Source organism: Enterobacter vonholyi (assembly GCF_008364555.1).
GTDB classification, from domain to species: domain Bacteria; phylum Pseudomonadota; class Gammaproteobacteria; order Enterobacterales; family Enterobacteriaceae; genus Enterobacter; species Enterobacter vonholyi.
Map to the genome: position 1 here is coordinate 258,246 of NZ_VTUC01000004.1, position 16,923 is coordinate 275,168.

The 16,923-nt window shown below is 56.3% G+C and carries 14 protein-coding genes; 13 read left to right on the plus strand and 1 reads right to left on the minus strand.

Annotated features, from left to right (window positions below; all coding sequences use genetic code 11):
• Position 1: 1 nt before the first annotated feature.
• Complete coding sequence (locus F0319_RS07755) at positions 2-2,290, minus strand: FdhF/YdeP family oxidoreductase (RefSeq protein ID WP_149366606.1); 2,289 nt, start codon at positions 2,288-2,290, stop codon at positions 2-4.
• A gap of 1,002 nt (positions 2,291-3,292) precedes the next feature.
• Here F0319_RS07755 and F0319_RS07760 point away from each other — a divergent pair.
• The 13 genes from F0319_RS07760 to F0319_RS07820 all read left to right on the plus strand — a co-directional run bounded on the left by F0319_RS07760 (position 3,293) and on the right by F0319_RS07820 (position 16,848).
• Positions 3,293-3,787, plus strand: coding sequence for an SH3 domain-containing protein (locus tag F0319_RS07760; RefSeq protein WP_111964770.1), 495 nt, complete (start codon positions 3,293-3,295; stop codon positions 3,785-3,787).
• A 23-nt stretch (positions 3,788-3,810) separates the two neighbouring features.
• Positions 3,811-4,314 carry a type VI secretion system lipoprotein TssJ gene (gene tssJ / locus F0319_RS07765; protein ID WP_047652274.1) on the plus strand — a complete coding sequence of 168 codons (504 nt, stop codon included), beginning with the start codon at positions 3,811-3,813 and terminating at the stop codon, positions 4,312-4,314.
• 28 nt (positions 4,315-4,342) lie between these two features.
• On the plus strand, positions 4,343-5,686 hold the full coding sequence (gene tssK, locus F0319_RS07770) for a type VI secretion system baseplate subunit TssK (RefSeq protein ID WP_133294655.1): 1,344 nt from the start codon (positions 4,343-4,345) through the stop codon (positions 5,684-5,686).
• A 17-nt stretch (positions 5,687-5,703) separates the two neighbouring features.
• Positions 5,704-6,942, plus strand: coding sequence for a DotU family type VI secretion system protein (locus F0319_RS07775; protein ID WP_045404313.1), 1,239 nt, complete (start codon positions 5,704-5,706; stop codon positions 6,940-6,942).
• Between the two features lie 3 nt (positions 6,943-6,945).
• Positions 6,946-10,566, plus strand: coding sequence for a type VI secretion system membrane subunit TssM (gene tssM, locus F0319_RS07780; RefSeq protein WP_149366607.1), 3,621 nt, complete (start codon positions 6,946-6,948; stop codon positions 10,564-10,566).
• A 16-nt stretch (positions 10,567-10,582) separates the two neighbouring features.
• The gene (tagF, locus tag F0319_RS07785; protein ID WP_029740102.1) at positions 10,583-11,299 is read left to right on the plus strand and encodes a type VI secretion system-associated protein TagF; all 717 of its coding nucleotides are present in this window, start codon (positions 10,583-10,585) and stop codon (positions 11,297-11,299) included.
• Between the two features lie 11 nt (positions 11,300-11,310).
• The gene (gene tssA / locus F0319_RS07790) at positions 11,311-12,327 is read left to right on the plus strand and encodes a type VI secretion system protein TssA (protein ID WP_115875525.1); all 1,017 of its coding nucleotides are present in this window, start codon (positions 11,311-11,313) and stop codon (positions 12,325-12,327) included.
• Between the two features lie 75 nt (positions 12,328-12,402).
• Positions 12,403-12,927 carry a type VI secretion system contractile sheath small subunit gene (gene tssB / locus F0319_RS07795; RefSeq protein WP_149366608.1) on the plus strand — a complete coding sequence of 175 codons (525 nt, stop codon included), beginning with the start codon at positions 12,403-12,405 and terminating at the stop codon, positions 12,925-12,927.
• A 3-nt stretch (positions 12,928-12,930) separates the two neighbouring features.
• Positions 12,931-14,430 (plus strand): type VI secretion system contractile sheath large subunit, encoded by a 1,500-nt coding sequence (gene tssC, locus F0319_RS07800; protein WP_014884232.1) that lies wholly within the window; start codon positions 12,931-12,933, stop codon positions 14,428-14,430.
• Positions 14,431-14,767: 337 nt separating this feature from the next.
• The gene (locus F0319_RS07805) at positions 14,768-15,187 is read left to right on the plus strand and encodes a T6SS amidase immunity protein Tai4 family protein (protein WP_240168083.1); all 420 of its coding nucleotides are present in this window, start codon (positions 14,768-14,770) and stop codon (positions 15,185-15,187) included.
• A gap of 180 nt (positions 15,188-15,367) precedes the next feature.
• Entirely contained in the window at positions 15,368-15,850 is a 483-nt protein-coding gene (locus F0319_RS07810) for an Hcp family type VI secretion system effector (protein WP_008502640.1), read from the plus strand.
• 57 nt (positions 15,851-15,907) lie between these two features.
• A complete protein-coding gene (locus F0319_RS07815) occupies positions 15,908-16,450 on the plus strand; it encodes a hypothetical protein (RefSeq protein WP_021240381.1) in 543 nt (180 codons plus the stop codon).
• Positions 16,441-16,848: a putative T6SS immunity periplasmic lipoprotein gene (locus F0319_RS07820; protein WP_149366609.1), complete on the plus strand. Its 408-nt coding sequence runs from the start codon at positions 16,441-16,443 to the stop codon at positions 16,846-16,848. The genes F0319_RS07815 and F0319_RS07820 overlap by 10 nt, the downstream gene beginning before the upstream one ends.
• Positions 16,849-16,923 lie beyond the last annotated feature (75 nt).

A 16,923-nucleotide genomic window follows, 5' to 3' on the forward strand; every position in this document is an offset into this window, starting at 1 on the left:
CTTACAGCATGCGGATCTCTTTAGAGCGCAGGGTGATGCGAACCGGAACGGATTTATACGACGGCGTACCGCTGTCCTTATCCAGATAATCCAGCGGTACCAGCACGTTGGCCTCCGGATAATAGGCGCCGACGGTCCCCGGCGCGATGTTGTACGCCACCACGGTAATGTCTTTTAGACGCTGAACGCTGCCGGGGAGGGCGGTTTCGATATCCACGCGGTCGCCGTGTTCCAGCCCTGACTGCGCCATGTCGTCCTCGTTCATGAACAACACGTCGCGGCGGCCAAATACGCCACGGTAGCGGTCGTCAAGGGCGTAAATGGTGGTGTTGTACTGGTCGTGGCTGCGCAGCGTGATCAGCCGCATAACATGCTCACCTTCGCCGCTGGCGTTCTCGTGAACACCGTCGAACACCGAGAACATCGCTTTTCCCGTCGCCGTTGGCCAGATGCGTTGCGTGGGCGGCAGCGGCATACGGAAGCCGCCGGGAACGCGGATCCGCGCATTGTAGTTCTCAAAGCCCGGGATGGTCTGCTCGATCAGATCGCGGATGCGGTCGTAATCCTCAATCAGCATCAACCAGTCCACGCGGGTTTCCGGCAGTGTGGCTTTCGCCATGCCGGCGACGATAGCCGGTTCCGAACGGAGTAACGGTGAGGCGGGTTTCAGCTTGCCGGATGAGGCATGGACCATCGACATCGAGTCTTCGACGGTAATGGACTGACGACCGGTAGCCTGAACATCCAGCTCGGTACGGCCAAGACACGGGAAAATAAAGGTCTCTTTGCCCACCAGCAGATGGGTGCGGTTCAGCTTGGTGCCGACGTGCACGCTCAAATCCAGGTTACCCATCGCCGGAAAACCACGTTCGTGATCGGGCATCGCCACCGCAAAATTACCCCCGAGGCAGATGAGCGCCTTCGCGCGGCCGTCGATCATGGCCTGCGTGGCCTGCACCGCATCGTGTCCATGGTGAGACGGCGGCTCAAAGCCGAAAACGTCCTTCAGACGGTTCAGGAAGGCCGGCGTGGGTTTCTCGCTAATCCCGACGGTTCGGTTCCCCTGAACGTTTGAATGACCGCGCAGGGGGCATATTCCCGCACCGGGCTTGCCAATATTCCCGCGCAGCAGCAGCAGGTCCGCAATCAGGCGGACGTTCGCCGTGCCTTTATTGTGCTGGGTAATGCCCATCCCGTAGGTGATAATGGTGGCATTCGATTTCGCATAGGCCTCGGCTACCGTTTTGAGGGCCGCCTGACTGAGACCTGACTCCTGCTCGATTTCGTCCCAGCGGGTCTGTGCGATATCGACGGTGAAATCTTCAATGCCCTGGGTATGTTCGGCGATAAACGCGCGATCGAGCACGTCGCCGCGTTCGGCCTCCATTTCAAGCAGGTGTTTAGCTATGCCTTTCAGCGCGGCGGCATCGCCCCCGGCCTTCACCTGGAAGTAGGTTGAGGCAATATCCGTAGAGCCGTAAGTTGCCATTTCAATCACGCTTTGCGGATCGGCAAAACGTTCGAGGGCGCGCTCGCGCAGCGGGTTAAAGACGATAATCGGCACGTTGCGGCGGGCCAGCTCATGGAGGGTGCCCATCATTCGCGGATGGTTCGTGCCGGGGTTGTGACCGATGGAGATAACCAGCTCGGTCTTGTCGAAATCATCCAGCGAGACGGTGCCTTTCCCGATGCCAATCGAACGCGGCAAGCCGACGCTGGTGGCCTCGTGACACATATTAGAGCAGTCGGGGAAGTTGTTGGTGCCGTATTCGCGAGCGAACAGCTGGAACAGATAAGCCGCTTCATTAGAGGCCCGCCCGGAGGTATAGAACTCAACCTGGTCCGGTTCAAGTCCGCGCAGCACTTCGCCGATGCGTTCAAACGCCTCGTCCCAGACGACGGGCCGGAAGGTATCGCTTGCCCGGTCATAGCGCAGGGGATGCGTGAGTCGACCGTAACCTTCCAGCTCAAAGTCCGATTTTGCCAGCAGCGAGGAGACGCTGTTTTCGGCCAGAAACGCGGGGGTAACGCGTTTGCTGGTGGCTTCCCAGGTCACCGCTTTGGCGCCGTTCTCGCAGAACTGGAAGGTCGATTTGTGTTCTTTATCCGGCCACGCGCAGCCCGGGCAGTCAAAGCCGTCAGGCTGGTTGGTGCGCAGCAGCGTCGCGGGGGCATCAAGGGTATCCATTTGGGTACGTACTGCAATGGCCGTCGCTTTCAATGCGCCCCAGCCGCCGGCAGGGCCGTCATAGTGTCTGATACCCGGCACCGAGCGTCTTTTCTTGTTCATACCCACTCCTGATTTGTTCGGTCACACAACGTCTGAACCCCTAAAAGCGCTGCAAAGAACGATAGGCGAAAGCAATGACGACCGGATGGCGACGCGCGTGCGGTACGAAAAGATGCTTTAACTAAAACTCTTTTCATTACAGTTGTTTATAGGGTCTGATGTTGAAACATTTAAAGAAATTATAACGATTTTTTATCATTTTAATAATAAATCTTATCTATCGCACGGTAAGCAAGATAGATGGGGCGAGCAGGAGAAGATGTAGCACCAATAAAGTTTCGAATGAAGCCTTTGAGCGGTGACAATAAAAAACATTCACAGCTGGCGGGCTATCGCGAGCATTTTCGGCTGCGATAAGGTCAGGAAGGTTAACTCAGGCTTAATGATTAATGGATAAAATTTAGGCCTGACGGGATAATTGCCATAACGAGAAATATAAAGTTATTTTTTAGGCGTGAAATTAACGCCCTGCAACATAAGTGAAATAGTCACATTCAAGTTTTAGAGTCCGATCGATATTAAAGATACTCTGTTAGTGCAACAAATAATTCATCGTTGATATATTCTGCTGACCTCATCAATACGCAAATTCTACTAATTATGGTAGTGGCGATAATAGCAGTATTGCGTTAATGAAAGTATTTCTCTTTTGTTTTATTTGTATATAAAACAAAAAGTTGTAGTGTATTTTGGTAGGAAAATAAGAGAGTTTAGGCCATGCCGGGTTTTTTCATAGGATTAATCCTATAATTTTCCGACTGCTTCATTTAGCAACAGTTACGCAACGGTAAATATTGAATTGAGGCAAAGCTCATGTAAACTTGCTTACCGTTTGTCAAAATATGTCAGGAAGACGCTGGGCCTTATTCTGAAGGGCTCGTGCGGTAGCTATGCCCTTAAAATAGTAACGCCCCGAAAATATCCTGGCTATTTTAACAATAGCACTTAAGTCAAACTTCACCCCCTTATCTTCATCATCGAAATATCGCTACGGAAAAGCATATGAAAATGCGCGTACTGTTTTCACTTCTGTTTGTAATGGCGGTGGCGGGCTGTAAAGCGCCGCAGAAACCTGTGATCAACGACGATACGATTGAGACCAGTCAGGTCAACGGCGTCACCTTAACCCACCGTCACGCTGTTACCCCGCCGGCGGAGTTCACGCCGGTCAACGAGCCGTATCGTGCTATGTATCCGGCCTCTCTGATGAGCCGCCCTGACTTCGGCGGTAAAGTTATCCGCACTCTTGATACCGGAAAAACGTACGTGGTGCTGGGTCAGGTTGAACACTACTGGATGGCGCTTGCCGATGAAGGTAACGAGCAGCTGATTGGTTACGTCCCGATGCGCGCCGTGATCAAGGCCGACCTGTACGACGCCGCCGTGCGTAAACAGGCTATTCGTCCGAAGACGCGTAAAAAAGCGACCTGTGTCGATGTCGATGGTAACAGCAAAGCCTGCAAAGACAGCGCTAACGGTACCTGGATCCTGAACTAAACGGCTTTCATGAGCGCATTTTTATGAATAATAAAAATTTTCATAAGCTGTGGTTATTCTTTTACGCGGTGATTTTCGCCCTGGTCAGTGGTTGTACGTCGTCTTCACACAGCGACCCCTCCCGCTACAATCTGCAGTTTCAGGCTCATCCACAAATCAATGAATCTGCGCCGCTTAAGGTTCGGGTGCTGTTGCTGAAATCCGATGCGGATTTCATGTCCAGCGACTTTTACTCCCTGCAGAACAACGCGTCAGCCACGCTTGGCGCGAATCTGCTGAACAGCGACGTGTTTTTCCTGATGCCGGGACAGCTGTCCAAAACCCTCAGCGGGCAAAGCTCTCCGGAGGCCCGCTACATCGGCGTGATGGCGGAGTATCAGGTGCTGGATGGCAAAAAATGGCGCGTTTCACTTCCTCTGCCCGTGCCTGGCGAAAATCATATCTACCAGTTCTGGAAATGGTCCGCAGATGAACTCCAGGCCAACGTTTTTCTCGACGTGAACGGCATTCGGGTCATCAGCCAGTAACGCGCTTCAAAACAGGAAATACATCATCATGACGAAAGCAGAAAAGGTCGTCTGGACCGAAGGCATGTTCCTGCGTCCACACCATTTTCAGCGGACTGAAAGCTATCTGCTCAACCATGTTCGTGAATGGGGCGCGCTGCAGCGATCGTATCTCTGGGGCTTTCTTGACGTTGAACTGGATGAAGCGATGCTTCGTCAGGGATGCATAGCCCTGAGCTACTGCAGTGGGTTGCTGCCGGACGGCACCTTTTTCCAGGTCCGTAACGGGCGCAACGGCCCTGTACCGCTGAAAATTCCTGACAATCTCACTAACGAAAAGGTGGTGCTCGCGCTGCCGGTTCGTCGTGGCGAGAGAGAAGAGGTGATTTTCAGCGAAGAGCCTGCCTCGCTGGCGCGCTTTATCGCTTTCGAGCAAGAGGTGGAAGACGACAACGCCATGTCGGTGGGAGATGCCACCGTTCAGTTTGGCCGCCTGCGTCTGACCCTGATGCTGGAAAAAGACCTCACGGCAGAATGGACCGCCATCGGCGTGGCGTTTGTGACGGAGAAACGTAACGACAACCATGTGCGGCTCGACAACAGCTACATCCCGCCGATGCTCAATGCCAACAACAGCCCGCAGATCTACAGCATGATCAACGATCTGCACGGCTTGCTGGTACAGCGCAGCCAGCAAATTGGCGGTCGTTTGCGCCAGCCCGGTCGCTTTAATACTTCTGAACTGATTGAGTTCACGCTGCTGTCGCTGGTTAATCGTCATCTGGGCGAGGTGTCTCATTTAAAAACCCTCCCGCTGCTGCATCCGGAAACGCTCTGGCGCAGCTGGCTGCCGTTTGCGACCGAACTTGCCACCTGGACGTCGCAGCGGACCGCCGAAAGCGTGCTGCCGATTTACGATCATGACGATCTGGCAAACTGCTTCAGCAAGCTCATGCTGATGCTGCGTCAGGGGCTGTCGCTGGTGATGGAAGACCACGCGATTCAGATCCCGCTTAACGAACGCTCTCACGGCCTGAACATCGCCACGGTGCCTGAAACCAGCATGGTGCGTGAGTTCGGCTTCGTGCTGGCGGTAAAAGCCAACGTGCCGGGCGAACACCTGCAAACCCATTTCCCGGCGCAGATGAAGGTCGCACCGGTGTCGAAAATCCGCGATCTGGTTCAGCTTCAGCTGCCGGGCATTATGCTGCGGGCCATGCCGGTCGCGCCGCCGCAGATCCCTTGGCATGCCGGCTACAGCTACTTCGAGCTCGAGAAGGGCAGCGAGCTGTGGCACGAGATGGATAAGTCCGGCGCATTCGCCCTGCACCTTGCAGGGGAGTTCCCGGGGCTGGATATGGAGTTTTGGGCCATCCGTAGCCCGACAGAATAATAAAGCGAGCGCTTAATATGCAGGAACGACAGGACACCGGCAGCGATGCCGCGTTTACCGGGGCCAGTAGCAACAATCAGCTGGTGGCGGCCGCCAATCCGCTGCTCAATGCGATTCCGCAGATCCGTCATTCGGTCTCCCATGACGATCAGGTGGCGTTACGCCAGCGCCTGATCGATGAAATTCGCCGTTTTGAAGTCCGCTGCCAGCAGGCAGGGCTGCCCTACGAAGTGATCGTCGGGGCACGTTACTGCCTGTGTACGGCGCTCGACGAGGCCGCCGCGCTCACCCCCTGGGGCAGCAGCGGCGTCTGGTCCAGCAACGGTCTGCTGGTGACGTTCCATAACGAAACCTGGGGCGGCGAGAAGTTCTTCCAGCTGCTGGCGCGCCTGTCGCAAAACCCGCGCGAGCATATTCTGCTGCTGGAGATGATCAACTACTGCCTGCTGCTGGGCTTCGAGGGACGCTATCGGGTTCTGGATAATGGCCGCACCCAGCTTGAGACCATCAAGCAGCGGCTGTGGCAGATGATCCGCGGCGTGCGCGGCAGCTATCCGCCGCCGCTTTCTCCCCATCCGGAAGATCGTCCCGTGCTGCGTAAGCTCTGGCGGCCGATGGTTCCCCTGTGGGCCTGCGTGGCGCTGGCCGGGTTTATCGCCTGTCTCTTCTATATCGTGCTTAACTGGCGTCTTGGCGACAGCACCAACCCGGTGCTGGCGAAGATTTACCAGTCCCAGCTGCCGGAAACCACTATTCAGCAACCGGCCCGTCAGCTACCGGCGGTGCTTAACCTTCGCGGCTTCCTGAAACCGGAGATCGAGGCTGGCCTCGTCGCGGTGAAAGACGAAGCGGATCGCAGCGTCGTTATCCTGAAAGGCGACGGGCTGTTTGCCTCTGCCTCGACCGTCGTGCGCGACCGTTATGAACCGGTCATCAACCGCATTGCGCAGGCGATGAATAACGTCAGCGGCAAAATTCTGGTGGTGGGCTACAGCGACAACGTGCCGATCCGCAGCGCGCGCTTTGCCTCCAACTATGAACTCTCTCTGGAACGCGCCCGCTCGGTACAAAAAATGCTGCAGGGAAGCCTCTCTCAGCCTGGCCGCGTGAAAGCGGAAGGGCGGGGCGAGATTAACCCGGTGGCCCCGAACACGACGCCTGAAAACCGCGCCCGTAACCGCCGTGTGGAAATTACTCTGCTGGTGTCGCCTGAAAACACTCAGGCCGAGCTGAACGGATTGCCGCAAGGAAACTAAGGAATGCTGACGACTCTTCTTTCCATACTGACTAACCGCATTCTGTGGAGCTTCCTCGGCGTAACGGCGCTTGCGGCGGTGATCTGGATGATTGGTCCTCTGTTGTCCATCGTGGACACCCGACCGCTTGAATCTGAACAGAACCGTATTATCAGCATTGCCGTGGTCTATCTGCTCTGGGCACAGGGCCACATTCTGCCGCGCCTGTATAATGCCTGGCTGAACCGCAAGCTGATGGACAAGCTCAAGGAGAACACCGCCAGCCAGGAAGCGGCGGATCCGCAGAAGCGACTGAACAGCGAGGAGCAGATCCTCGCCAGCCGCTTTGATGAAGCCGCGCAGATGCTTAAAAAAGCGCACTTCAGCAAAGCGGGCCAGGGCGCCCAGTGGACGCAGCGCTTCAGCACGCAATATCTCTATCAGCTGCCGTGGTACGTCATTATCGGCGCGCCGGGATCGGGTAAAACCACGGCGCTGGTCAACTCCGGGCTGCAGTTCCCGCTGGCCGATCGCTTCGGTAAGACCGCGCTGCGGGGCATTGGCGGTACGCGTAACTGCGACTGGTGGTTTACCAATGAAGCGGTGCTGCTGGACACGGCGGGCCGCTATACCACTCAGGAGAGCGAGCAGGCGCAGGATGCCGGTGAGTGGCTGCAGTTCATGGGGTTACTGCGCAAGTACCGTCGCCGCCAGCCGATCAACGGCGTCATCGTCACGATCAGCATTTCGGACCTGCTGACCCAGTCTGCCGAGGCGTCCCGCCAACAGGCGGTGAACCTGCGCCAGCGCCTGTCCGAGCTGCATGAACAGCTGGGTATCCGCTTCCCGGTCTACGTGATGGTGACCAAGGCCGACCTGCTTAAAGGCTTCCGCGCCTGGTTTGCCGACTACGATAAAGCGCAGCGCGACCAGATCTGGGGCTTTACGCTGCCGTGGGAGCAAACCAAACACGCCGATTACGACCTGATGGGCAACTTCCAGCAGGAGTTTTCTCTGCTCCAGCAGCGCCTCGATGCCGGGCTGCCGGAAACCATGCTGAAAGAGCATGACGCGAAAACCCGCGCGGAAGCGTATCTCTTCCCGCAGGAGTTCGCCGCGCTGCGTCCGCTGCTGGCGGACTACCTGAGCACGGTATTCGCCCGCTCCAACTTTGAAACCGAGTTCTCTCCGCGCGGGATCTACTTCGCAAGCGGGACGCAGGAAGGCATGCCGTTTGACCGCGTGATGGGCGAACTGAACCGCGCGCTGTCGCTGCCGGAAGGGGGAGAGGCGGATAACTGGGATTCGGTCAGCAAAGAAGCGCCTATCCCGGGGGCAAAAGGCCAGAGTTTCTTCATCAAGAACCTGCTGCAAAACGTCATCTTCCAGGAAGCAGGGATCGCCGGGGAAAACCGCTGGTGGGAGCTGCGCAACCGGGCGGTGATCTGGTCCGGCTACGCGGCCCTGCTGGCCCTGCTGGTGATCCTGGGCGGTCTGTGGCTGACCAGCTATGCCAAAAACAAGGCCTACCTGGAAGAGGTGGATGCGAAGGTGCCGCTGCTGGACCAGCAGAGCAAAGCCTTACAGAACCAGACACAGCGTGACCTGTTCGATCTGCTGCCGCTGCTGAACGGTCTGGTTGACCTGCCGAAAAGCGACGCGTTTGATGTCAACGATCCGCCGGTATCCCGCCGTATGGGACTCTATCGCGGGGATGACGTCAGCGACGCTTCGCAGTCGCTGTACCAGAAAGCGCTGGATCAGATGCTGCTGCCTGCCGTTGCCATGCACATCACCACCTGGCTTCGTAACGACAACGGCAGCGATGTGGAATACAGCTATGAAGCGCTGAAAGCCTATCAGATGCTCTATCAGCCAAAGCACTACGACGGTAAATTCCTGCATTCGTGGGTGATGCTCAACCTGCAGCGGAATCTGCCGCAGAACGTCACGAAGGCGCAGCTGCAGCAGCTTGAATGGCACCTGACGCAGCTGCTGGAGCCGAAGATTCAGGCCTCGCCGTACGCGCAGGACGAATCGCTGGTTGCCCGCGAAAGGGCGATGATCGGCCAGCAGCCGCTCTCCACGCGGGTGTACGGTCGCCTCAAGCGCCTGCTGGAGCATGATGAAAACCTGAAGCCGGTTTCCCTTTCCGACCTGGGCGGGCCGCAGAGCGAGCTGGTATTTTCCCGTAAAAGCGGCAAGCCGGTCAGCGAAGGCGTACCGGGGCTTTATACGCCGGACGGCTACTGGAAAAGCTTTAACGGCCAGATTGACAGCGTAACCACCGCTCTGCACGAGGACGACGCCTGGGTGCTGGGGGCCGCGACGGTGCAGGAGGATAAACAGCAGATCGACAACGCCGTGCGCCAGCTCTACATGCGCGACTTTATCGCGAACTGGGATCGCTTCCTCGCCGACATTCAGCTCAATAACAGCGCCGATCTTTCCCAGCGCATCAACACCGCGCGCCTGCTCTCCGGAGCCAACTCGCCGCTGCGCCGTCTGGTGCAGAACCTGAGCCAGGTCCTGACGCTCTCCCGCGATACGCCAGCGCCGGAAGATGCGGGTAAAGCGCAGGCGCAAAGCAACCGCGCCACCCGCACGCTGGAAGCGCTGTTCAGTAATAATGACAATGCGCCGACGCAGGCCGCCGCGGTTACCCAGGCGCCGGAGCAGCTGGTGACCGACCATTACGCGCCGATGATTGAGCTGGCCCAGCCGCTGGAGAAGGGCGGGAAGACCATCGTGTTTGACGATTTTCTCAAGCAGGTGGATGAGCTGTATCGCTACCTGACCGCCGTGCAGGATGCGGCCAACAGCGGCATGCCGGCGCCGGGCGGGGAGGCGATCAGCCGCCTGCAGGCCAGCGCCGGTCGTCTGCCGGGAGGGCTGCAAACCATGTTCAGCAACATGGCTGTGGGCGCCAGCAGCGATACCCAGCGTCGTGACCTGGAAAACGTACGGAAGCGGATTAACGTTGAAGTGGGCGGGTTCTGCCGCCAGGCAATTGCCGGTCGCTACCCGCTGGTGCGCAGCGCCAGCACCGAGGTCACGCCTGACGATCTCGCGCGCATGTTTGCGCCGGGGACCGGGCTGATGGATACCTTCTTTCGCGATAACCTGACCAGCAAAGTGGACACCACCCAGGCAAACTGGCGCTTTATGCCGGGCATCGACGGTAAAACGCTGCCGGGCAGTGAAGGGTTGCTGAGACCGTTCCAGCAGGCCCAGTCGATTCGCGACGCCTTCTTTGCTAACGGCGCAACCACGCCGTCCTTTAAGGTGACGGTTCGCACCGTGCGAATGGATAACTCCATTCTGAACCTGACGCTGGACGTTGACGGCCAGCTGCTGCGCTACAGCCACGGCCCGCAGGCCGTGCAGATCATGAACTGGCCGGGGCCGGGCGGCACGAACCAGGTGCGCATGCAGCTGGGGCTGACGAACGGCAGCACGGCGACGCTGGTGACCAACGGTTCCTGGGCGCTGAACCGCTTCTTTGATAAAGCGAGCACCAGCCCGGGGGCGGGTAGCCTGAGCCGTCAGGCCACCTTCAACGTCGACGGACATCAGGTCACGCTGGAGTTTGCGCCAAACAGCATTCGTAACCCGTTCCAGCTTCCCCGTTTCTCATGCCCATAACCGCAAGGACAGCCGTATGACGAATACCCCTGCGATGAACCGCTACAGCTGGTATGGCAAGTTACCCAGCGCCGGAGATTTTTTGCAGCGTCGCTTTCCTGACACTTTACAGCGCCAGTGGTCACACTGGTTCCAGGTCGGTCTGCTGGCCTGGCAGCAGGAAGAGCAGCGCAGCGGCGAGCGCCAGTTTCAAAAAGCGCCAGTCTGGAATTTTGTGGTACCGCCCATGCTGGGCAGCCAGATGATCCAGATGGGCTGTCTGCTGCCCGGCCGCGACAGCGTTGGCCGACAGTATCCTGTTTGCCTTCAGCTGAGCTTCGCGCCGTCCGAATGGTCGACCAGCCTGCTCAGCCAGGCCGAAAGCTGGTATCAGCAGATTGGGCGCCTGGGGCTGCACGCGGTGCGCAACAGTTTTTCCGCCTCGCAGCTCGACGAAATGCTGATGACCATTCCGGCGCCGCAGCCGGTCGAGCCGCAAAAGCGTTCCGACATACTTGATGTGATTGGCTATGACGAGGACGGCCAGAGCACGCTTGGCTGGCCTCAGGCGGCTGAATGTTTTGATCCTCTGCGTCAGACCAGCTACTGGTGGACCAACCGCTGCGACGGCTACCCGCTGTACACCCACGTGCACAGCGGTAACTTTACCGGGCAGCTTTTCACCCTGCTGTTCGACCCGGCAGGGGGCGCTCGTCCGGGCCGTCACGGTCTCTATCCGCCTATGTTTGAATAAGCAGGGATCTCATGAATATCGAAGAATTTCTCGCGCCAATAAGTCCCGAAAAACCCTGTGGCGAAAACCTGGAGTACGACGCCGAATTCCAGAGCATGAATCAGGCAAGTCTTGGGAAAGCGGAACAGCAGTTTGGCGACACCATTATTCCGGCAGAACCAGCTGACTGGAACACGGTGGAAAAATACGCCATCAGCCTGCTGACCCGCACCAAAGATCTTCGCGTCCTGCTGGCGTTAACCCATGCCTGGACCCGCCGTCGCGGGCTGGCGGGCTACGCGGACGGATTGCTGCTGGTGCAGGAGGCGATCGCCCGCTACTGGGAGCCGCTCTATCCGCTGCTGGAAGAGTATGGCGAAACCGACCCGTTCTACCGCATTAACGCCCTGGCAGGGCTGAGCGATAAGTCCGACCTCACCATCGCCGTGCGTAACGCCTCGCTGCTGCGTTCAAACGGCGATGAAATTTCGCTCCGGGATGCTCAGGCCCTGCTGGACGGCAGTAAAACCGAATGCCCGGACTATCCCGGCGGGCGTCCACGGCTGATTGACGAGCTGGCCCGCGGCGACCAGCCGGGGACCGCAGCGGTTATCGTCATCAACGAACGGCTGCTGGCTATTCGCGAGCTGCTCACCGGGCATCTCGGTGAAAGCGGCGTGCCCGAGATGGAGCAGTTGCTTAAAACCGTCGGACTGGTAGCAAGCGCGTGTCAGGTAACCGACATCAGCAAGCTGCTGCCGAACCGTGAGGCGCATGCAGAACCACAGGCAGAGCAGCCGTCGTCGGCAGCGCAGCCCGCTCAGCCGGTCACCGACTGGCGCAGCGTGCAGGTCACCAGCCGCGCCGACGCGCAGCTGATGCTGGAAAAAGCAAAACAGTATTTTGCGCAGTACGAACCGAGCCACCCCGCACCGCTGATGATTGAACGGGTGCAGCGGCTGTCAGAACTCAACTTTATGGACATTATTCGCGACCTGGCGCCAGACGGCGTTAACCAACTTGAAAACATCTTTGGGCGCCGCGAATAACGCGTCCAGGCATTATGACGACAGGCATGGAGCCTGCCGTTTCACCTTCACCGCGCATCTTTGATGGAGAACATCATGGCAATGAGTAACAGTGGGCAGAAATTCATCGCACGTAACCGTGCCCCCCGCGTGCAGATCGAGTACGACGTAGAGATCTACGGTGCAGAACGTAAGATTCAGCTGCCGTTTGTGATGGGCGTCATGGCCGATCTGGTCGGTAAACCGGTTGAAAACCTGCCGGCCGTCGACGAGCGTAAATTCCTCGAAATCGACATCGATAACTTTGACGAACGCATGAAGGCGCTTAAGCCGCGCGTGGCGTTCCAGGTGGATAACACCCTGACCGGCGAAGGTAAGCTCAACGTAGATCTGACCTTCGACAGCATGGACGACTTCCTGCCGGATGCGGTGGCCCGCAAGGTTGAGCCGCTGAACAAGCTGCTGGAAGCGCGTACCCAGCTTTCCAACCTGCTGACCTATATGGACGGCAAAAACGGTGCGGAAGAGCTGATCGCTAAAATTCTGCAGGATCCGACGCTGCTCAAATCCCTGAGCCAGTTGCCGAAAAATGACGAAAGTGCGAAAGGTAGAGAGGAATAATCGATGAGCAACCAGACTCAACAACACGAGCAGCAGGCGGGTCAGGCGTTCAGCCAGGATGAATTCAGCGCGCTGCTGAACAAAGAGTTCCGCCCGAAAACCGACCAGGCGCGTTCCGCCGTCGAAAGCGCGGTCAAAACCCTGGCGCAGCAGGCGCTGGAAAATACCGTCACCTTCTCGAACGATACCTACCGTACCATTCAGAACCTGATTGCCGGTATCGACGAGCAGCTTTCGCAGCAGGTAAACCAGATCATTCACCACGAAGAGTTTCAGAAGCTGGAGAGCGCCTGGCGCGGTCTGAGCTACCTGGTGAACAACACTGAAACTGACGAGATGCTGAAGATCCGCTTTATGAGCATCTCCAAGCAGGAGCTGGGCCGTACCCTGAAGCGCTTCAAGGGCGTGGGCTGGGACCAGAGCCCGATCTTCAAGAAGATCTACGAGCAGGAGTACGGTCAGTTCGGCGGCGAACCGTTTGGCTGCATCGTCGGCGACTACTACTTCGACCACAGCCCGCAGGACGTTGAGCTGCTGGGTGAGATGGCGCGCATCGGCTCTGCAGCGCACTGTCCGTTTATCACCGGTACCGCCCCGGGCGTGATGCAGATGGAATCCTGGCAGGAGCTGGCTAACCCGCGCGACCTGACCAAGATCTTCCAGAACACCGAATACGCCGCCTGGCGTTCGCTGCGTGAATCCGAAGATGCCCGCTATCTGGGTCTGGTGATGCCGCGCTTCCTGTCGCGCCTGCCGTACGGCATTCGCACCAACCCGGTCGACAGCTTTGACTTTGAAGAGCAGACCGACGGCGCGAACCACAACAGCTACTCGTGGGCGAACGCAGCGTATGCGATGGCCGCCAACATCAACCGCTCCTTCAAAGAGTACGGCTGGTGCACCTCGATTCGCGGCGTGGAGTCCGGCGGGGCGGTGGAAAACCTGCCGTGCCACACCTTCCCGAGCGATGACGGCGGCGTAGACATGAAGTGCCCGACCGAGATCGCCATCAGCGATCGTCGTGAAGCCGAGCTGGCGAAAAACGGCTTTATGCCGCTGGTTCACCGCAAAAACTCCGACTTTGCCGCCTTCATCGGCGCGCAGTCTCTGCAGAAACCGGCGGAGTACCACGACCCGGATGCCACCGCCAACGCGCGCCTGGCATCACGCCTGCCGTACCTTTTCGCCTGCTGCCGCTTTGCCCACTACCTGAAGTGCATCGTGCGCGACAAAATCGGCTCCTTCCGCGAGCGCGAAGAGATGGAGCGCTGGCTGAACGACTGGGTGATGAACTACGTGGACGGTGACCCGGCTAACTCCTCCCAGGAGACCAAGTCCCGTAAACCGCTGGCGGCTGCGGAAGTGCAGGTGCAGGAGATTGAGGACAACCCGGGATACTACGCCGCGAAGTTCTTCCTGCGCCCACACTACCAGCTGGAAGGTCTGACCGTTTCTCTGCGTCTGGTATCTAAACTGCCGTCGCTGAAGACGAAAGACGCGTGATGATGAGTGCCGGCCCTGGAGGGTCGGCACCATTTCGGTGAATACGAGATAGCTAATGAATTTGACTGTGAAAGCGTTAATACGAAAATTCATCAGCTATTTAACCGTTTATATATTGCTAATAATTTCATTTATGCTGTTTGTGGCGGTATCCGGCTACTATCTGTTTATCTTTGACTGGCCGGAAGATGTTCCGCGAATCGCAATGCATGGATTCTTATGTGCTGGACTTAATGCATTAGCGATAGGGATATACGTTGTCGCAGAAAAATGGAAAGATAAAAGTTAGTATTTTGGTCGGACTGATGCGCTGTGGTTCTATGACAAAGGATATAAGGTGAAGCATTTCTGTTTTTTCCTCGCATTTATGACTTTTTATGTGTGTGCTGGAAATAACTATCCTGATTTTTATCAGCAGCAAACATACCGGCAGGTTTTAAAAGATTTAGTTCTGTCGCGCTGTCTTGCTCAGGTGGCAGATAAAGGCAGTCAGTTTTCTGCTGATGCGGCCCGAAGTGCGAGCGCATTTATTGAGTGGATACCTTTTGATGCAGAAAATGGCACGGATAAAGTGAATGCTCTCATCGGAAAATATAAAAATCAAATTAATGGTTTTCATTCAGAGCGAAAACCCGATGTCAAAGGTGTAACTTTAAACTGTCTACGTCTTTATCATAGCGACGAACTGAACAAACTGGTTCCGCAAGTCATCATTGGCGATCCTGATCGTAGCTGGATCCAGGATAACCCAGAGTAGTAAAAGACTTCACATTCTTTCCGTTCATTCAGGGGGAATGTAAGACTGTCAAATGACACGGGTCATTTGATATGAGGCAGAGGTAAAATATGGACGGTTTTATTCAGCCCCATGCTTTCCTGTTTGCCATATAAGTGCTTTTTCGAAAGCAATATTGTTCATCCACGAAGAGTAGATATTATGGCTATTGATATGTTTCTGAAGGTCGAGGGTGTTACGGGCGAATCTAAAGATTCTAACCACACCGGCTGGACTGATATTACCTCCTTCTCCTGGGGTGCTTCCCAGCCAGGTAATATGAGCGTTGGCGGTGGCGGCGGTGCCGGTAAAGTTAACTTTAACGACCTGCACGTTAACGCGCTGATCGACAAATCCACCACCGCTATCCTGAAACACTGCGCCAGCGGTAAACACCTGACTAAAGTTGAGCTGTCCGTCTGTAAAGCCGGCGGCCAGCAGGTGGAATACTCCCGCATCACGCTGGAAGATGTGCTGGTCACCTCTGTTCAGTACACCGGTGCAGACAACGGCGATACCGTTGGTGTGACCTATGCGTTCCAGGCTGCGAAAGTGAAACAGCAGTACTGGGAGCAGACCACGTCTGGTGGTAAGGGTGCTGAAAGCAGCGCTGGCTGGAACATCAAAGAAAACAAAGAAGCGTAATTGCGTATGTGGCCGGGGAGTTTTCCCCGGTCATTATCAACCGGGAAGGAAGATAGCATGGCAAGTTTGCAGGAAGGAGGCGCCCGTCCTCTCACCATTGGCGAAATAGCACTGGCGCGCTCGGTTTTTGGTGACGCAATAAAGTATTCAGAAGTTAAAGTCCATAATAAAAGCTATTTGCCGTTTAATATGCAGTCGACTGATGTCGCGATGACCCCCAATGGTGAGCTCTATTTTCGCGAGCCGCATTATCGGGATGACTTCTCAATAGAGGTTCCGCGATATAAACACTGGTTTATTCACGAAATGGTGCATGTATTGCAGCATCAGATTGGAATGAATGTTCGAACCCGAGGCGCATTCAGTTGGGCAGCAAGTTATAATTATTCTCTGCCCCCCGATAAAAAACTATCGGACTTTGGTATGGAGCAGCAGGCTTCTATCATTTCTGATTTTTATTATTTGATAAATTACGGTCTGGGTGATTTCCGAAACATTGCTGGGTTTGAGGGAATAATCGGCCCCGACCTGAAGGATAAATACCTGCAGGTATTATCGTTGTTTATTCAAAATCCTAAAGACCGGCGGGTATGGTTATGAAACAGTTACTAAGTGTTGTAGCAATCGCATTAACGGTGAGTGCCTGTGTATCTCATCCTGCACAATATCAGTCGCTTTCGGTTACGCTAAAGAACAACGAACCCTGCTTTGCTATTCCCGCTAACTCCGGGTTAGACGCGCCTGTTACCAGCCATTCGCCCACCATAATGAAACGCGCGGGAAATGAGTGGAAAGCGGTATCGCCGCCGTCAACGTTTAGCCCTGAAGTGACGTTAACGACCCAACAGTGTCACCAGTGGCAGGGGATTACATGGCAAGCCGGAGAATATGATGTTGCTCTGAAAGTGTCAGGGAAAAACGATTCTGTTCGCTATGCTGCCCGTTTCACCTTACAAGAAGGTCCTTCAGGCCAGTTTAAGCTTACGCAGACTGAATAGAATGTGTTAACCCCAAACGCCGCCGTTCTCGCCCCGAGAGCGGCAGCGTTTGAGCGCTAATCATACCAGCAGGAA